The sequence below is a fragment of the Pseudomonas sp. BF-RE-25 genome (assembly GCF_019956105.1).
In the GTDB taxonomy this organism is placed as follows: Bacteria; Pseudomonadota; Gammaproteobacteria; order Pseudomonadales; family Pseudomonadaceae; genus Aquipseudomonas; species Aquipseudomonas migulae.
This window is the reverse complement of the sequence record NZ_JAHBDB010000088.1, coordinates 131,562-148,812: the sequence shown is the minus strand read 5'-3', so window position 1 is coordinate 148,812 and position 17,251 is coordinate 131,562. Positions and strand designations below refer to the sequence as shown.

Sequence of the window (17,251 nt, the reverse complement as noted above, 5' to 3'; positions counted from 1 at the left end):
CTTACCGCTCGATCAGCGCAATGCGCTTGTTGTACCAGTTCATCAGCAGGGAAATGCTGATACTGATCGCCAGGTACACGCTCATGGTGATGGCAATTACTTCGATCGCCTGCCCGGTCTGGTTCAGCACCGTACCGGCAAACAACGAAACCATCTCCGGATAACCGATACCGGCCGCCAGCGAAGAGTTTTTCGCCAGGTTCAGGTATTGGCTGGTCAGCGGCGGAATGATCACGCGCAGGGCTTGCGGGATGATCACTTTGCGTAGGGTCGGACCGTTGCGCAGACCCAGCGAGTGCGCCGCTTCGGTCTGGCCGTGGCTGACCGACTTGATGCCCGAACGCACGATCTCGGCGATGAACGCCGCGGTGTACACGGTCAGGGCCAGGGTCAGTGCCAGCAGTTCCGGGATCAGCACCCAGCCACCGACAAAGTTGAAGCCTTGCAGCTTGGGCATTTCCCAGTGCACGGGTGCACCGAAGATCAACGCGCACAGCGCCGGGATCGCAAAGAACAGCGCCAGGCCAACCCAGAACTTGTGGAACGGCACACCGGTCGCTTCGAAGCGTTTGGTGGCCCAGCGGCTCATCAGCACGATCGCGACAATGGCCACGACGATGCTGATCACAAACGGCCAGAAACCGTCCGCCATCAACGCTGCCGGCATGTTCAGGCCGCGGCTGCTGACGAAGAAGGTGTCGCCGAAGTTATGGCTGTTGCGTGGCCCCGGCATGGTCAGGAACACCGCGAAGTACCAGAACAGGATTTGCAGCAGCGGCGGAATGTTGCGGAAGACTTCCACATAAACAGTCGCCAGCTTGCTGATGATCCAGTTCTTCGACAGCCGTGACACGCCGACGATGAACCCGAGGATTGTCGCCAGGATCACGCCGATGAAAGTCACCAGCAGCGTGTTGAGCAGGCCGATGACAAACACCCGGGCATAACTGTCCGATTCGGTGTAGTCGATCAGGTGTTGAGCGATGCCGAAACCGGCACTGCGCTCCAGAAAGTCGAAACCGGAGGTAATGCCCCGGTGTTGAAGGTTGGTCTGCGTGTTGTCGAACAGGTACCAGCCCATCGAGACCACCGCCACGATGGTGATGATCTGAAATAGCCACGCACGCACTTTGGGATCGCTGAGGCTGAGCCTCTGCTTTGGTGCGCCGATTGAATTTTGCATGAAGTGCCCCGGATGTAATGGAACAGAACATCACCCGGTGGTTGGCCCACCGGGTGATAGAACCATCAGCGCACTGGTGGTGCGTATTGAATGCCGCCGTTGTTCCACAGAGCGTTCAGCCCGCGGTCGATGGCCAGCGGAGTGTCCTTGCCGAGGTTTTTCTCGAACACTTCACCGTAGTTACCGACTTGCTTGACGATCTGCACGACCCAGTCTTTCTTCACTTTCAGGTCTTTGCCGTATTCACCGTCGGTACCCAGCAGACGAGCGACGTCCGGGTTCTTGGTGCCTTTGGCTTCAGCTTCGACGTTTTTCGAAGTGATGCCGGCTTCTTCAGCGTTGAGCATGGCGTAGCCAGTCCAGCGCACGATGGCCAGCCACTCGTCGTCGCCATTACGTACGACCGGGCCCAGAGGCTCCTTGGAGATGGTTTCCGGCAGAACGGTGTAGTCGTTCGGGGTCGCCAGCTTGCTGCGTTGTGCGTAGAGCTGGGATTTGTCGGAGGTCAGCACGTCGCAACGACCGGATTCCAGCGACTTGGCGCTTTCATCGGAGGTGTCGAAAGTGATTGGGGTGTATTTCAGACCGTTGCCACGGAAGTAGTCGGAAACGTTCAGCTCGGTGGTGGTACCGGCTTGAATGCAGATGGTGGCGCCGTCGAGCTCTTTGGCGCTTTTCACGCCCAGAGTCTTGCTGTTTACCAGGAAACCGATGCCGTCGTAGTAAGTGATGAAACCAGGGAATTTCAGACCCATGCCCGAATCACGGGAGCTGGTCATGGTGGTGTTGCGCGACAGGATGTCGATTTCGCCAGACTGCAGCGCGGTGAAGCGCTCCTTGGCGTTCAACTGACTGAACTTGACCTTGGTCGCGTCGCCGAAGACGGCAGCGGCCACAGCGCGGCAGTAGTCAGCATCGATACCGACGATCTTGCCATTGGCGTCCGGAACCGAGAAACCAGGCAGGCCATCGCTGACGCCGCACTGTACGAAACCTTTCTTCTGCACTGCATCCAGGGTTGCACCCGCCTGAGCGAACCCGCTGACACCGAGTACTGCGGCTGCAGACACGATAGCCAGGGTGGATTTCAACATCTTCATTCAAACCTCCAGTTTTGCTCTTGTTGTGTCGGAGCTTGAGTCCAGTCGCACCCTTATGAGGCGTAGTCGACCCGTGTTGGTTTTTTTTGGGGTCAACCGACGTAGGACCTGCGCTATGAGTCTAGTAGGAGAAAATCCAAATCATGGACCACTCACTTCTCACCAATCGGCCGAACGGGCTGTAGCCCTTTCACGTTCGCGAAGCCCGTAGCGGCCACTGGCGAACATCCATCACCGGATTTTTTGCTATCCCACCACGAACAATGGCCTGATAGTGTTACCGACAGGCGTGGGATTTTTCGTACAGGCTTCCTATAGCAAAGCCCGTACCAGACCGCTCGCCAAAGCGTTTAAGGGACAGGTCAATAGCAAAACTTGTAGCCTTGCGACATCTTCTTAACGGATCAACCAGACGCGCACTCATCTCTCGCACTCAATGAGAGCGCACGCACACAATTGGAGCAGCCATGACCGAGCCCTTGATTCTTGAACCCGTCAAGCCCGCAGACGCCTGCGTTATCTGGCTGCACGGGCTGGGCGCCGACCGTTACGACTTCCTGCCGGTGGCCGAAGCGTTACAGGAAACCCTGCTGAGCACTCGCTTCGTTCTCCCTCAGGCACCGACCTGCGCAGTCACCATCAATGGTGGCTACGAGATGCCGAGCTGGTACGACATATTGGCCTTGAGCCCTGCACGCGCGATCAACCGCGAGCAGCTGGAAGCGTCGTCGGACCGGATCATCAAATTGATCGAAGTACAGCGAGCCGGCGGAATAGACGCTTCGCGGATTTTCCTGGCAGGTTTTTCCCAGGGCGGCGCCGTGGTGTTCCACACCGCGTTCCTGAAATGGCAGGGGCCGCTAGGTGGCGTACTTGCCCTCTCTACTTATGCACCGACCTTCAGCGAAGGACTGGAGCTTTCGGCCAGCCAACAGCGGATTCCGGTGTTGTCGTTGCACGGGCAGTACGATGACGTGGTGCAAAACTCGATGGGACGGACCGCCTACGAGTATTTAAAGCAGCATGGTGTCACCGTGACATGGCAGGAATACCCAATGGGTCACGAAGTGTTACCCGAGGAGATTCGCGACATCGGCACCTGGCTCGGCGAGCGCTTGCGTTAACGGCTCAGCTGAAAAACAGCCCATTGATCCATCCCCCTACGCCGCGCCCGATTCTTGCATTACACTGGCCGCCGTATATTCCTTAACCAATTGATGAGATGACCGTGCTCAAAGCACTCAAGAAAATGTTCGGTAAAAGCGAGACTGAGCAGCTCGCGCCAGTCTCCAGCGCTCCGTCTCACAGCCCCAGCCACCGCACCGACGGTAATCAGCCTGGCCGGACCGCCCCCGTAGCGGCACCGAAACAAGAGCCTGTGGCGACACCGGCCGTCCAGCCTGTTGAAGCGGCGGCTGCCGAGCAACCACGCAGCGAAGCGCCGAAGCCCGCCAAACCGCGTCGTGAACCCAAGCCAAAAGCGCCGGTCATCCCCTGGAAACTCGAAGACTTCGTCGTCGAACCCCAGGAAGGCAAAACCCGATTCCACGATTTCAAACTTGCCCCGGAACTGATGCACGCCATCCAGGACCTCGGCTTTCCGTATTGCACGCCGATCCAGGCTCAGGTGCTGGGCTTCACCCTCGCGGGCAAAGACGCCATCGGCCGCGCCCAGACCGGCACCGGCAAAACAGCGGCGTTCCTGATTTCGATCATCACCCAGCTGCTGCAAACCCCGCCGCCGAAAGAGCGCTACATGGGCGAGCCACGGGCGCTGATCATCGCGCCGACCCGTGAACTGGTGGTGCAGATCGCCAAGGACGCCGCCGACCTGACCAAGTACACCGGCCTCAACGTCATGACGTTTGTCGGCGGCATGGACTTCGACAAGCAGCTCAAGCACCTCGAAGCGCGTCATTGCGACATCCTCGTCGCCACCCCGGGCCGCCTGCTCGACTTCAACCAGCGCGGCGACGTGCACCTGGACATGGTCGAAGTGATGGTCCTGGACGAAGCCGACCGTATGCTCGACATGGGTTTCATCCCGCAAGTGCGTCAGATCATTCGCCAGACGCCGCCGAAGAACGAGCGCCAGACATTGCTGTTCTCCGCGACCTTCACCGATGACGTGATGAACCTCGCCAAGCAATGGACCACCGACCCGTCGATCGTCGAGATTGAGGCGCAGAACGTGGCCAGCGAAAACGTCGAGCAGCACATCTACGCGGTGGCCGGTGCCGACAAATACAAACTGCTCTACAACCTGGTCAACGACAACGGCTGGGAGCGGGTGATGGTCTTCGCCAACCGCAAGGATGAAGTGCGACGCATCGAAGAACGCCTGGTGCGTGACGGCGTCAACGCCGCGCAATTGTCTGGCGACGTGCCGCAGCACAAGCGCATCAAGACTCTGGAAGGTTTCCGCGAAGGCAAGATCCGCGTATTGGTAGCCACCGACGTGGCCGGTCGCGGCATTCACATCGACGGCATCAGCCACGTGATCAACTTCACCCTGCCGGAAGTCCCGGACGATTACGTGCACCGTATCGGTCGTACCGGCCGTGCCGGCGCCGATGGCGTGTCCATCAGTTTTGCCGGTGAAGACGACTCCTACCAGCTACCGTCCATCGAGGCGCTGCTGGGTCGAAAAATCAGCTGCGAAACCCCTCCGACGCATCTATTGCGGGCGGTTGAGCGCAAGCGTCCGTAATAGCGGGTCGCAATAAAAGAAGCGCAGCCGGCAACGGACTGCGCTTTTTTTTCGCTCAAAAAAACACTGTAGGAGCGAGCTCGCTCGCGATGGTCGCGAACGATAACGCGTAAAACCAGATACCCCGCGGCGCTCTTGAATTCTTCGCGAGCAAGCTCGCTCCTACAAACGGCGCTTGCGAGATACAACTAAAAGTCCATAATGGACAAATTAGTTTACTTGCCATTCCCGGAGCCGACCATGTCCAGCACGCCCTACGTGATCACCCAACCCCAGGCCCGCGAACTGCTGGCACAGGTCGACGTTCCGCAGATCCTGCGCAAGCTGTTCCGCGACCTGGCGGCCGGGCAAGCGGTGCAACCGGCGCAACAACTGGTGGAATTTCCCAAGGGTGCCGGCGATTTCATCAACTACCTGGGCGTGCTGGCCGAAGACGGGGTTTACGGGGTCAAGACCTCGCCTTACATCGTCCGCGAACAAGGCCCATTGGTGACCGCATGGACTTTGCTGATGTCGATGCAGACCGGCGAGCCGCTGCTGTTGTGCGACGCCGGCGAACTGACCACCGCGCGCACCGCCGCGACAACCGCCGTTGCTGTCGACGCCCTGGCTCCGTTGAATGCGCAACGCCTGGCGATCATCGGCAGTGGCAAGGTCGCGCTGGCGCACCTGCATTACGTCAAAGGCCTGCGCGACTGGGAAAGCATCCACCTTTTCTCGCCGAACCTGAGCGACCTCAGCCCTGAAGCCGTGGCGCAGATCAAAAGCCTCGACCCACGGCTGACCCTTGTCGACACGCGCGAAGCGGCGGTTCAGGACGCCGACGTGATCATGCTGTGCACGTCGTCCGCCGGCCCGGTGATCGACCCTTCCAGCCTGACCAAACCGGCATTGATCACTTCCATCAGCACCAATGCCCCACGCGCCCACGAAGTGCCGCCACAGAGCCTCAATGACATGCAGGTGTTCTGCGACTATCGCCTGACCACGCCGGGCTCGGCGGGTGAAATGCTGATTGCCGGCGAACAGCACGGCTGGGACGCAAGCGCCATCGTCGGCGACCTGCCGGACTTGATCAGCGGAAAAGTCCAGCGCCCCGGCTATGACCGTCACGTGTTCTTCCGCTCGATCGGCCTGGGCCTGGAAGACATCGCACTGGCCAATGCCATCTACCACCTCCAGCACTAACACATACCTGTAGGAGCCGGCTTGCTGGCGATGCAGGCGCCGCGGTCTGTCAGACAAACCGCGGCGTCTGCATCGCCAGCAAGCCGGCTCCTACAGGAGATCTATATTGCGGCTTACAGGAGACATTCATGAGCCAGGCAGACTTCATCATCATCGGCGGCGGAATCGCCGGCGCTTCCACCGGTTTCTGGCTGTCGCAGCACGCCCGAGTGATCGTGCTCGAACGCGAATCCCATCCGGCCTACCACTCCACCGGACGCTCGGCGGCGCTGTTCACCGCCGCTTACGGCACACCGCAGGTCCGGGCATTGACCCAGGCCAGCCGCGATTTCTTCGACGCCCCGCCTGCCGGTTTCTGCGAACACCCGCTGCTGACCCCGCGCGGCGAAATGAACGTGGACTTCACCGGCGACCCGGCCGAGCTCAACAACCAATACCTGAGCGCCAAAGCCACGGTGCCGGAGATGCAACTGCTCAGCGCCGACGAGGCCTGCGCGCGTTTGCCGATCCTGCGCCGGGAAAAAGTCCACGGCGCGATCTACGATCCGACCGCCAGCGACATCGACACCGACGCCTTGCACCAGGGTTACCTGCGTGGCATCCGACGCAATAAAAGTGAAGTGTATACCGACACTGAAGTCCTGAGCCTGACCCGCGACGGTGAAGGTGTGTGGCAGGTTCAAACCAACGGCCAGACCTTCAGCGCCCCGGTCATCATCAACGCTGCCGGCGCCTGGGCCGACAAGATCGGCGAACTGGCCGGCGCGAAGCCGCTGGGCCTGCAACCGAAACGCCGTGCAGCATTCATCTTCGCCGGGCCGGAAGGCGTAGACATCCACCATTGGCCGATGCTGGTCAGCCTCGACGAGTCGTTCTACATGAAGCCGGACGCCGGCATGTTCCTTGGCTCGCCGGCCAACGCCGACCCGGTTGAACCACACGACGTGCAGCCCGAAGAACTGGACATCGCCATGGGCATCTACCAGATCGAAGAAGCCACCACCCTGACCATCCGCCGCCCGACCCGCACTTGGGCCGGCCTGCGCAGCTTCGTGGCCGACGGCGATTTGCTGTCCGGTTTCGATCTGCAGGTGCCTGGGCTGTTCTGGGTTGCGGCGCAAGGCGGTTACGGCATCCAGACCTCGCCCGCCATGGGCCAGGCCAGCGCCGCGCTGGTACGCGGTGAAGCACTGCCCGAGCAACTCAAGCGTTTTGGCCTGGACGCCGGGATGCTGTCCCCTGCTCGCCTGGGCTGACCGGCGTCCTCAGGTGACGTGTCGACACGATTACGGCAAACTTCCAGCGCCCTTTTTGCAGGGCGCTGACGCTGCCTGGAGCTCCATTGTATGAACGCACCTGTAAAAGACCCGGCCCTGGACAACTTCCGCGCGATCGCCGATGCCATCGCTACGTTGTTCTTCCCCCACGCCGAGGTGGTGCTGCACGATCTGCGCACACAGAAAGTCGACTACATCGCCAACAACCTGTCGAAACGGGAAGTGGGTGACGACTCGGCGCTGGAAGACATGCTCAGCGATGACATCAGCGAACGAAACATCGGGCCGTACGAAAAGTTGAACTGGGATGGTCAGAAAATTCGCAGCTTGAGCAGCGTGCTGCGCGACAGCGACGGTCATCCGCTGGCGGTGCTGTGCATCAACCTGAATATTTCGCTGTTCGAAAACGCCAAGGCCGCGCTGGACCTGTTCCTGTCGCCGAGCAAGCTGATCCCGCAACCGGACTCACTGTTCCGCGATGACTGGCAGGAGCGCATCAATACCTTCCTTCACGGCTGGCTGCGCGAACGTCAGCTGAGCCTGAACCTGCTGACCCGCGACCACAAACGCGAACTGGTGCTGGCCCTGCACGCCGAAGGCGCCTTCAAAGGCAAAAGCGCCTCGAACTATGTGGCCAACGTGCTGAACATGGGACGGGCGACGGTGTACAAGCATTTGAAAGAATTGAAAGGCTGAAACACCCCGGATTGCCAGCGACACACACCCTGTAGGAGCACGACTTGCCGGCGAAGGCGACCTCAAAGACGCCATCGCCGGCAAGCCGGCTCCTACAAGGTTCTGCGTAAACCACACGATGTTGAGCCCCCCCCAAAAACCTGTAGGAGCCAGCTTGCTGGCGATGGCGATTTTGAAGACGCCATCGCCAGCAAGCCAGCTCCTACAAGGTTCTGCGCCAGTCACACAACTCTGATGCGTCCCAAAATCTGTAGGAGCCGGCTTGCTGGCGATGCAATTCCAAAGACGCCTTCGCAGGCAAGCCTTGCTCCTACGGGTTTGTGTTTATTCCAACGCCGAAGCCGGGCCGAAGAACTCGTAGCGGCTTTGCTTCTCCGGTACACCCAAGGCTTTCAGGTGACGCTTCACCGCCGCCATGAAGCCTTTAGGCCCCAGGAAGTACGCATCCAGATCACGCTGCTGCGGCAACCACTCGCCCAGTTGCTCCTGACTCAACAACCCGACCTTGTGCGCCGCCGGGCTCACGCCGTCATCTTCGTCGTAGCAGTAGAAACGCTTGAGTTGCGGGTGACGCTCAGCCAATCCATCAATCCAGTCACGGAACGCGTGAACGCTGCCATTGCGTGCGCAGTGGATAAAATGCACCGGCCGCTTGGTTTCCAGCGCCGCTTCCAGCATGGCCAGGGTCGGGGTGATGCCGACGCCGCCGCTGATCAGCACCAACGGTTTATCGCTGTCGGTCAGAGTGAATTCGCCCGATGGCGGGAACAGCTGAATGCTGGCGCCTACATGCAGTTGATCATGCAAATGGTTCGAGGCACGACCACCGTGTTCACGCTTGACGCTGATACGGTACTGGCCTTTGTTCGCCAGGGCCGACAGCGAATAGTTACGACGAATCTCTTCGCCATCGAGGATCAGTTTCATGCCGATGTACTGGCCGGGTTCTGCCGCGAGGATCGGACCTTTGTCTGCCGGTTCGAAGTAGAACGAAATGATTTCCGCGCTTTCCTCGACCTTGGCCGCAACGATGAACTCCCGCGCACCGCGCCAGCCGCCCGGGGCCTGTTCTTTCTGGTCGTAGATGCTGGTTTCAGCGCCGATCAGGATCTCGGCCAGTTGTCCGTACGCCGCGCCCCAGGCGCTCATCACTTCCGGCGTGGCAATCTCTTCACCCAACACTTCGGAAATCGCACGCAACAGGCAGGTGCCGACAATCGGGTAGTGTTCCGGGAGGATTTGCAGCGCCACGTGCTTGTTGATGATTTTGGCCACCAGGTCGCCCAATTGGTCGAGCTGATCGATGTGGCGCGCATACATCAACACGCCGTTGGCCAGGGCGCGGGGTTGATCACCGGTGGCCTGGTGCGCCTGGTTGAACAGCGGGCGGACTTCCGGGTATTCGGAGAGCATCATGCGATAGAAATGCGTGATCAATGCTTCGCCACCGCTTTCCAGCAATGGCACAGTGGATTTGACGATTGCACGGTCTTGAACGCTAAGCATAAGGTGACTCCTGGACGACTTGGTTTTCTAACTGCTTTCCCTATGCATATCAGTTTCCGTGCCATCTATTTAATCGTTATAAATCAATAAGTTAAAAACATTCTAGTCATAACGACACCCCCTGACTTATAGTCATACCGACTACACGGAGTCACTATGACTGCAAAATCCTTGCTCACCACACTGCTTCCCCTGGTCTCGGACCTGTCCCGCGAACTCCCCGAGGGCGAGCGCTATCGGCGCCTGCTCGAAGCCATGCGCGCCTTGCTCCCCTGTGACGCCGCCGCGCTGCTGCGCCTCGATGGCGAGTGGCTGGTGCCGCTGGCCGTCGACGGGTTGAGCACCGACACCCTCGGCCGGCGCTTCAAGGTCAGCGAACACCCGCGCTTCGAAGCCCTGCTCAGCAGCCCCGGCCCGACCCGCTTCGCCGCCGACAGCGACATGCCCGATCCTTATGACGGACTGGTCGATGGCCTCGACGATCACCTTGAAGTCCATGACTGCATGGGTTGCCCGCTGTTTATCGACGAACGTCCGTGGGGTTTGCTGACCCTCGACGCCCTCGACCCGGAACGCCTTGAACCGATAGAACTGGACGCTCTGCAAGCCTTCGCCAGCCTTGCCGCCGCCACGGTCAATGCCGCCGAGCGCATCGAACGGCTGGCCAATCGTGTCGAAGACGAGCATCAACGCGCCGAGGTGTACCGACAGGCCAGCGGCCAGCAGAACCGCGAAATGATCGGTCAGAGCAAGGCCCATAAACGCTTGGTGGAAGAGATCAGCCTGGTCGGCGGCAGTGACCTGACCGTGTTGATCACCGGCGAAACCGGGGTCGGCAAGGAACTGGTGGCCCAGGCGATTCACGCCGCCTCGCCCCGGACCGACAAGCCGATCATCAGCCTCAACTGCGCCGCGCTGCCGGACACGCTGGTGGAAAGCGAATTGTTCGGCCATGTGCGCGGCGCCTTCACCGGGGCAACCAGCGACCGTCGCGGCAAATTCGAACTGGCCAATGGCGGCACGCTGTTTCTCGATGAAGTCGGCGAACTGTCGCTGACGGTGCAGGCCAAATTGCTGCGCGTGCTGCAAAGCGGTCAATTGCAGCGGCTGGGGTCGGACAAAGAACATCAAGTCGATGTGCGGCTCATCGCCGCGACCAATCGCGACCTGGCCGAAGAAGTGCGCAGTGGCCGTTATCGTGCCGACTTCTACCACCGTTTGAGCGTTTACCCGCTATTGGTGCCGGCCCTGCGGGATCGCGGGCGGGATGTGCTGCTGCTCAGCGGTTTCTTCCTGGAGCAGAACCGTTCGCGCATGGGCCTCAACAGCCTGCGCCTGACCAGCGATGCCCAGGCGTCGTTGCTGGCGTATGACTGGCCGGGCAATGTGCGGGAGCTGGAGCATTTGATTGGGCGCAGCGCGTTGAAAGCGCTGGGTAACTGCAGGGAACGGCCGAAGATTCTCAGCTTGAGTGCGGCGGATCTGGATTTGCCCAGCGGCAGCGTTGAGGTAACGCCCGAGTCGCCGACCGCGACGCCAGTGACGTTGGTGTCAGGGGATTTGCGCGAGGCGACTGAAAGTTATCAGCGGCAATTGATCAGCGCGTGCCTGGATCGGCACCACAATAACTGGGCGAGCGCGGCGCGTGAACTAGGCTTGGATCGGGCAAATCTTGGGCGGATGGCCAAAAGACTGGGCATGAAATGAACGCTTTTGTAGGAGCCAGCTTGCTGGCGATGGTATCGCCGCGGTTTGTCTGACTGACCGCGGAAATGCTATCGCCAGCAAGCTGGCTCCTACAGGTTCGGGGTAGCATTTCGATTGCATCGGTATTTAGCCTAAAGCCTGCCCCCATCAAGTCGATAACCCGGCATCGATAGCTTTTGGCGACTTCCATTCGCCCATCACCTTTTTCCACAGAAGGTTTTTATGTCCTCCACCAAAGCCCGCGCAGACTCACTTTCGCTTCTGCTGTTTACCTTGCGCAGCGGCAAGTTGATGGCGATCAACCTGCTCAAAGTCAGTGAAATCATCCCCTGCCCGCCGCTGACCAAACTGCCGGAGTCGCATCCTCACGTCAAAGGTATCGCCACCCTGCGCGGCGCGTCGTTGTCGGTGATCGACCTGAGCCGTGCGATCGGCGAGCGGCCGCTGGAAGACCCGAACGGCGGCTGCCTGATCGTCACCGACGTCAGCCGCTCCAAACAGGGCCTGCATGTTCAGGCGGTGAGCAAGATCGTCCACTGCCTGACCACCGACATCCGTCCGCCGCCCTTTGGCTCCGGCGGTGTGCGCTCGTACATCACTGGCGTGACCTCGGTCGACGGCACGCTGGTACAGGTGCTGGACATCGAAAAGGTCATCCACGGCATCGCCCCGGCGCAGATCGAAACGGCCCCGACCGAACTGAGCATGGAAGACGCGGAAGTGCTCGGCAACGCACGCATTCTGGTGGTCGATGACAGCCAGGTGGCCCTGCAGCAATCGGTGCACACCCTGCGCAACCTCGGCCTGCAATGCCACACCGCGCGCAGTGCCAAGGAAGCCATCGATTGCCTGCTGGACCTGCAAGGCACCGCCCAGCAGATCAACCTGATTGTTTCAGACATCGAAATGTCAGAGATGGACGGCTACGCCTTCACCCGCACCCTGCGCGAAACCCCGGATTTTGCGCACCTGTATGTGCTGCTGCACACCTCGCTGGACAGCGCGATGAACAGCGAAAAAGCGCGTCTGGCCGGCGCCAACGCGGTGCTGACCAAGTTCTCTTCGCCGGACCTGACCAAGTGCCTGATCGAAGCGGCCAAGGCGGTCGCCGAACAAGGTCACTGAGTTGGCCGAGGCTTTTTGTTTTCTGATGCGGCGCAACCTGGCGGAGGTTGTGCCCGCAATCACCTGGCCTCAGGGCATTGTCCTGCGCGAATATCGTCCAGAACTGGCAGAAGCCGTTCATCGTTTGATGGAGCTGGGTTATCTGGACGGTGGCGGTCGCGTGCCGGCATTGGATATCTGGCAACAGCGGTTTGAGACGGACCCTGAATACGATCCCTCCCTGTGCTTCATTGCGCAGGATGCCGACGGTATCGTGGGTGTATGCCAGTGCTGGACCAGCGCCTACATCAAGAATCTGGTCGTGCACCCGCGAGCTCAGCGTCAGGGTTTGGGCCGGGCGTTGTTGTTGAATGCATTCAACGTGTTTCAGCAGCGTCGTGAAGGTTTTGTGGATTTGAAGGTATTGGAAGACAACCTTCGGGCGCAGCGGCTGTATGAAAGTGCCGGGATGATTGTGGTCCGCCGGGAGCCGGTTCCGGCCTGATACAACGCCTTCGCGGGCAAGCCTCGCTCCTACAGGTACGGTGATCACAATGTAGGAGCGAGGCTTGCCCGCGAAGGGGCCGACACATTCAACCTCATCCCATCAGGCATACTCGGCCCACCCATGCCCAAGGATGCCTGCCCCATGAAAGCCACCACCCTCACCTTCCTCTGCCTCACCGCCCTCGCCACCCAAACCCACGCCTCCAGCCCAGACGCCTGGGCCGCTTTCGACAAAGCCATGCTCGCCAGTTGCATCAAGGCCAGCGGCCTGACGGACACCTTCCCCGTCGGCAAAGCCGCACAGTTCGATGACCGTGTCGACTACACCGCCTTGCTCCTGCAAGGCCGCTACCCACAAAAACACATGAAAGGCCAGCAAGGCACCGAGCTGTGCCTCTACAACAAAAAAAGCAAAACCGCCTACGTGACCGAATGGGACTCCATCCGCCTACCCGCCAAATCCCGGTGAATGGCGCATAACTTGCTTCGACGCTGACTTCTGCGGTGGCATTCTGTCGCCAGTTCGGGCCCTGACAAGCGACTGATCCTTTGATGAATACAACGTTTTCCTGCGTAGGTTGCGGCAAATGCTGCAATGACCATCACGTCCCCCTGACCCTGGCCGAAGCCCGGATGTGGGCGGCCGACGGCGGTCAGGTGATCGTGCTGGTAGAAGGCTTCCTCGGTAATGGCCTCGGCCTGCCGGTGCAGCAACGCGAACATGCCGAGCGCCGTTCGGTGGTGGTTCAAAGCGGCGCCTGCGAAGCCTACGTGGCCATCACGTTTGCGGCGTACAACGTCGGTCCCTGCCGGAATCTTGACGAAGACAACCTCTGCCGCATCTACGAACGCCGGCCGCTGGTGTGCCGCATCTATCCGATGGAAATCAATCCGCACATCCCCCTCAACCCTGCGATCAAGGAATGCCCGCCCGAATCGTGGGAAAAAGGCCCGGATCTGATCATTGGCGGTGAATTGGTCGATCACGAGCTCGCAGAACTCATCCAGCGCTCCCGTCAGGCGGATCGCGACGATATCCGCACCAAAGATGCGATTTGCGCCTCACTGGGGATTCGGACCACGGCCCTGAAGGGCGATGGATTCACCGCGTATCTGCCGGACATGAGTGCGTTCGCCACGGTCATCGATCAGGTGGCGCAACAGCCGCTGACAGGATCGGACAGTGAGTGGCAGTTCCACGTATCGGGTGACGACATCGCCGGGCAAGTGCTGGCGGCGGGTGCGCACGTGGCCACCGAGACGCCGCTCAACTATGCCTTCATTTCGTTGCGCGCGGCTTAACGGCGGGCTCGCCAAAACTCTTGCGCCAACAACCGCAAGTCCCCCGCCAACCCTGCCACATCGGTGGAATTCGCCTGGCTTTGCTGCCCTTCACTGACCGTGACCTCGCAGGCTGAGCGAATGCTGATGATGTTGCGGTTGATGTCTTCGCTGACGCTGCTCTGCTCTTCCACCGCCGAAGCGATTTGCAGGCTCATTTGCGTGATCTGATTGACCCGCCGACTGATCGCGTCCAGCGAATCAGCGGCGCGTCGAGCCTGTTCGACGCTGTTGTCCACCTGTTCACTGCTTTGCTGCATCACCACCACCGCATCCCGCGTGCCGTTTTGCAGGGTGCTGATCATGCGTTGAATCTCGTTGGTCGATTGCTGGGTACGCTGGGCCAGGCCACGAACTTCATCGGCCACCACCGCGAAACCGCGCCCGGCATCCCCGGCACGCGCCGCTTCGATGGCCGCGTTAAGGGCCAGCAGATTGGTTTGCTCGGCGATGCTGCGGATCACATCCAGCACGCCGGTAATCTCGCTGCTGTGCCCCTCCAGTTGATGAATCACCTCGGTGGCGCGCGCCAGCTCCTCGGCCAGACGCAGTACCGCATGGCGACTTTCACTCACCAATTGATGACCTTCACGGGTTTCGTTGCCGGCCAGGTCGGCCGCCTGGGACGCTTGCTGCGCATGACCGGCAACCTCGGCCACGCTGGCAGACATCTGGTGAATCGCCGCCGCCACCTGATCGGTTTCCGCCTGCTGGGCCAGCGTGCTGTTATGACTGCCTTGCAGGTGTTCGACCAGTTCCGCCGCGTGCCCGGCCAGACGCTGCGACGCATCGCCGATGCGCCCCACCACCGCGCCGATCTGCGCTTCGAGCATCTGGAAGGCAAACTCGATCTGGCCGAACTGATCGCGGCGACCGGTGTAAACAGCCTGGCTCAACGGGTTGTCGGCAATCTGCCGGGCGCGTTCGGTCAACACTTTCAGCGGACGCAACATGTATCCGGTTCCGACCGCTGCCAAACCACTGCCCACGACAAACGCCAGTACGCCGAAAACGGCTGACGAAGGGTTCAGCCACGCTTCGATGCCCACCACGCAGGCCAATGTCGCGCTGAACAGCGCCGTCACCTTGAGACCCGGACCGAGCACGGGCAGCCGCTGCCACAGTGATGTACGACCACTGCGAAGCTGTGTGTAGGCTTTTTCCGCGGCTTCGATCTGCCGCGCCGAGGGCTTGGTCCGGACCGACTGATACTCCACGGCTTTACCGTTCTGCGTCACCGGCGTGGCATACGCGCTCACCCAATAGTGATCGCCATTCTTGCAGCGATTTTTCACCAGCCCCATCCATGAGCGGCCGCTTTTAAGGGTCTGCCACATATGCGCGAAAGCCGCCGCCGGCATGTCCGGGTGGCGCAGCAAGTTGTGCGTCGAGCCCAGCAACTCCTCACGGCTGTAGCCGCAGATGTTGATGAAGTCGTCGTTGGCGTAGGTGATCGCGCTGGTCAGATCAGTGGTCGAGAGGATATTCGCATCAGCCGCAACGTCGACATTACGGCCGGTCACCGGGAGGTTGATCTTCATGGAAAGCGCGCTCGTTGGATGGAAAGAGTCGGCAGGGCTGCTGACTCTAAGCGCACTGATTCCACAAACGTTGATCTGGCTCAGGATATGAGCACTTAGCCATCACCCACGGCTGATCAAGCCGGGATGATGGCCATATCGGAGTGATATCAGGTAGTGGCGCGCGCAACGCACTCGACTTCCACCCGCGCGTCCAACACCAGTTTACGGGCGGCGAAGGTGGTACGGGCGGGCATCCGGTTCTGCGGGAAATAGCTGCGGTACACCCCGTTCATGGCTGCAAAATCCTTGATGTCGGCAAGAATGACCGTGCATTTGGCGACATGCGCCAAGGACGATCCGCTACGTTGCAGTGCGCTGCGCAGGTTCTCCATGGTCTGGGTCATCTGCGGGACGATTCCGCCCTTGACCAGCTTGCCATCGGCCCCCGCCCCGAGCACGCCGGACAAGTAGAGGGTCTGGTCGATTTGCACCGCTTCAGAGAACGGCAGGCCTCCCTCGGCGGGGAAGTAGCGTGGCGAATCGGGCGCTGCTGCCGGCAAGTAGCGCTGAATGATCTGCTGGTATGGACCGTTTTGCTTGATTCGCTCCAGGGCCGCATTCAGATTATCGCGCAACGCTGTGTCGGTCTTGCGCACGGCCATGGCCACGCCAGTGCCCAGCATCGGATCGTCGAGCGCGTCTCCCGCAAAGGCGAAAGCCTGCCCTCGGGGTTGGCTCAATAAAGCCTCGTTGATTTCGATCGAGTCTTGCAGCGTGGCATCGATGTCACCCGCCAGCAGGCTTTCGATCAACTGGTTGTTGAAACTGAAACTGCGCACCGTGACGCCCTCGGACGCCCAACGCGCTTTTGCGAATGCCTCACGGCTGGTGCCGGCCAGGACGCCGATACGCTTACCCTTGAGCGATTGCGCATCCGGTTGCAGATTCGAGCCTGTGCGAGCCACCAGGCGGCTATTCAGGGGATACAGGTTTTCGGTGAAGTCGATCCGCTCGCGACGCGCGGAGGTAGCGGTCATCGGCATGATGACATCGAACTTCCCGGCTTCCAGCGCAAGGATGTTAGTGGCGTAATCCTGATCGACCCAGACACAGCGAGCCTTGAGCTCGGCACACAGCGCATTGCCCAGTTCGATGTTCAAACCGACCAGCTCACCCTTGTCGTTACGGCTCTCGAAGGGCGGAACCAGCGCTTCTACGCCGAAACGGATCTGCGGCTCGACTGCCGTCGAAACACAGCCGGTGGCCAGGACCGCCAGCGACAACACAGACAGGATTTTTACCAGAGGCATTCGGTAACCTTCATCAAGCATTCAGGGACATGAATACTTCACGAGTGGCCACTGACTTTCCCAGAGGATGAGTCGCTCATCCTCGTAGGAACTGTCTCG

General features: G+C 60.3%; 15 protein-coding genes and 1 pseudogene. 10 read left to right on the top strand and 6 right to left on the bottom strand.

Annotation, left to right across the window (positions count from 1 at the left end; translation table 11 throughout):
• Window position 1: 1 nt before the first annotated feature.
• On the bottom strand, window positions 2-1,183 hold the full coding sequence (locus tag KGB24_RS28310; RefSeq protein ID WP_008026631.1) for an amino acid ABC transporter permease: 1,182 nt from the start codon (window positions 1,181-1,183) through the stop codon (window positions 2-4).
• A gap of 65 nt (window positions 1,184-1,248) precedes the next feature.
• Window positions 1,249-2,283 (bottom strand): amino acid ABC transporter substrate-binding protein, encoded by a 1,035-nt coding sequence (locus KGB24_RS28305; protein ID WP_008026630.1) that lies wholly within the window; start codon window positions 2,281-2,283, stop codon window positions 1,249-1,251.
• Window positions 2,284-2,750: 467 nt separating this feature from the next.
• Between KGB24_RS28305 and KGB24_RS28300 the strand changes: the two genes are divergently transcribed.
• From KGB24_RS28300 to KGB24_RS28280, 5 genes are all read left to right on the top strand, one after another.
• Window positions 2,751-3,407 (top strand): alpha/beta hydrolase, encoded by a 657-nt coding sequence (locus KGB24_RS28300; RefSeq protein ID WP_223416436.1) that lies wholly within the window; start codon window positions 2,751-2,753, stop codon window positions 3,405-3,407.
• A gap of 98 nt (window positions 3,408-3,505) precedes the next feature.
• Entirely contained in the window at window positions 3,506-4,993 is a 1,488-nt protein-coding gene (rhlB, locus tag KGB24_RS28295; RefSeq protein ID WP_008026628.1) for an ATP-dependent RNA helicase RhlB, read from the top strand.
• Between the two features lie 240 nt (window positions 4,994-5,233).
• Window positions 5,234-6,181 (top strand): ornithine cyclodeaminase family protein, encoded by a 948-nt coding sequence (locus KGB24_RS28290; protein ID WP_223416437.1) that lies wholly within the window; start codon window positions 5,234-5,236, stop codon window positions 6,179-6,181.
• A 128-nt stretch (window positions 6,182-6,309) separates the two neighbouring features.
• Window positions 6,310-7,437, top strand: coding sequence for an NAD(P)/FAD-dependent oxidoreductase (locus tag KGB24_RS28285; RefSeq protein WP_223415091.1), 1,128 nt, complete (start codon window positions 6,310-6,312; stop codon window positions 7,435-7,437).
• 90 nt (window positions 7,438-7,527) lie between these two features.
• Complete coding sequence (locus KGB24_RS28280; RefSeq protein WP_008026625.1) at window positions 7,528-8,154, top strand: transcriptional regulator; 627 nt, start codon at window positions 7,528-7,530, stop codon at window positions 8,152-8,154.
• Between the two features lie 324 nt (window positions 8,155-8,478).
• On the opposite strand, the gene hmpA is transcribed toward KGB24_RS28280, so the two are convergent.
• A complete protein-coding gene (hmpA, locus tag KGB24_RS28275; RefSeq protein ID WP_008026624.1) occupies window positions 8,479-9,660 on the bottom strand; it encodes an NO-inducible flavohemoprotein in 1,182 nt (393 codons plus the stop codon).
• A gap of 156 nt (window positions 9,661-9,816) precedes the next feature.
• Between hmpA and norR the strand changes: the two genes are divergently transcribed.
• The 5 genes from norR to KGB24_RS28250 all read left to right on the top strand — a co-directional run bounded on the left by norR (window position 9,817) and on the right by KGB24_RS28250 (window position 14,280).
• Window positions 9,817-11,367 carry a nitric oxide reductase transcriptional regulator NorR gene (gene norR / locus KGB24_RS28270; protein ID WP_223415090.1) on the top strand — a complete coding sequence of 517 codons (1,551 nt, stop codon included), beginning with the start codon at window positions 9,817-9,819 and terminating at the stop codon, window positions 11,365-11,367.
• A gap of 222 nt (window positions 11,368-11,589) precedes the next feature.
• Window positions 11,590-12,492, top strand: a complete 903-nt coding sequence (locus tag KGB24_RS28265; protein ID WP_008026621.1) for a chemotaxis protein CheV — start codon at window positions 11,590-11,592, stop codon at window positions 12,490-12,492.
• Between the two features lie 25 nt (window positions 12,493-12,517).
• Window positions 12,518-12,976, top strand: coding sequence for a GNAT family N-acetyltransferase (locus KGB24_RS28260; RefSeq protein WP_223415092.1), 459 nt, complete (start codon window positions 12,518-12,520; stop codon window positions 12,974-12,976).
• A gap of 144 nt (window positions 12,977-13,120) precedes the next feature.
• Window positions 13,121-13,447 carry a hypothetical protein gene (locus KGB24_RS28255; protein ID WP_223415089.1) on the top strand — a complete coding sequence of 109 codons (327 nt, stop codon included), beginning with the start codon at window positions 13,121-13,123 and terminating at the stop codon, window positions 13,445-13,447.
• 83 nt (window positions 13,448-13,530) lie between these two features.
• Window positions 13,531-14,280, top strand: coding sequence for a YkgJ family cysteine cluster protein (locus tag KGB24_RS28250; RefSeq protein WP_008026615.1), 750 nt, complete (start codon window positions 13,531-13,533; stop codon window positions 14,278-14,280).
• Here KGB24_RS28250 and KGB24_RS28245 read toward each other — a convergent pair.
• The 3 genes and pseudogenes from KGB24_RS28245 to KGB24_RS28240 form a co-directional block, all read right to left on the bottom strand.
• Window positions 14,277-15,320 (bottom strand): methyl-accepting chemotaxis protein, encoded by a 1,044-nt coding sequence (locus tag KGB24_RS28245; RefSeq protein ID WP_411736634.1) that lies wholly within the window; start codon window positions 15,318-15,320, stop codon window positions 14,277-14,279. The two genes, KGB24_RS28250 and KGB24_RS28245, sit on opposite strands and share 4 nt — an antisense overlap.
• 258 nt (window positions 15,321-15,578) lie before the next feature.
• Window positions 15,579-15,860 (bottom strand): annotated as a pseudogene (locus KGB24_RS29535) (PAS domain-containing protein); the annotation flags it as partial.
• A gap of 149 nt (window positions 15,861-16,009) precedes the next feature.
• Window positions 16,010-17,152, bottom strand: coding sequence for a transporter substrate-binding domain-containing protein (locus tag KGB24_RS28240; RefSeq protein WP_223415087.1), 1,143 nt, complete (start codon window positions 17,150-17,152; stop codon window positions 16,010-16,012).
• Window positions 17,153-17,251 lie beyond the last annotated feature (99 nt).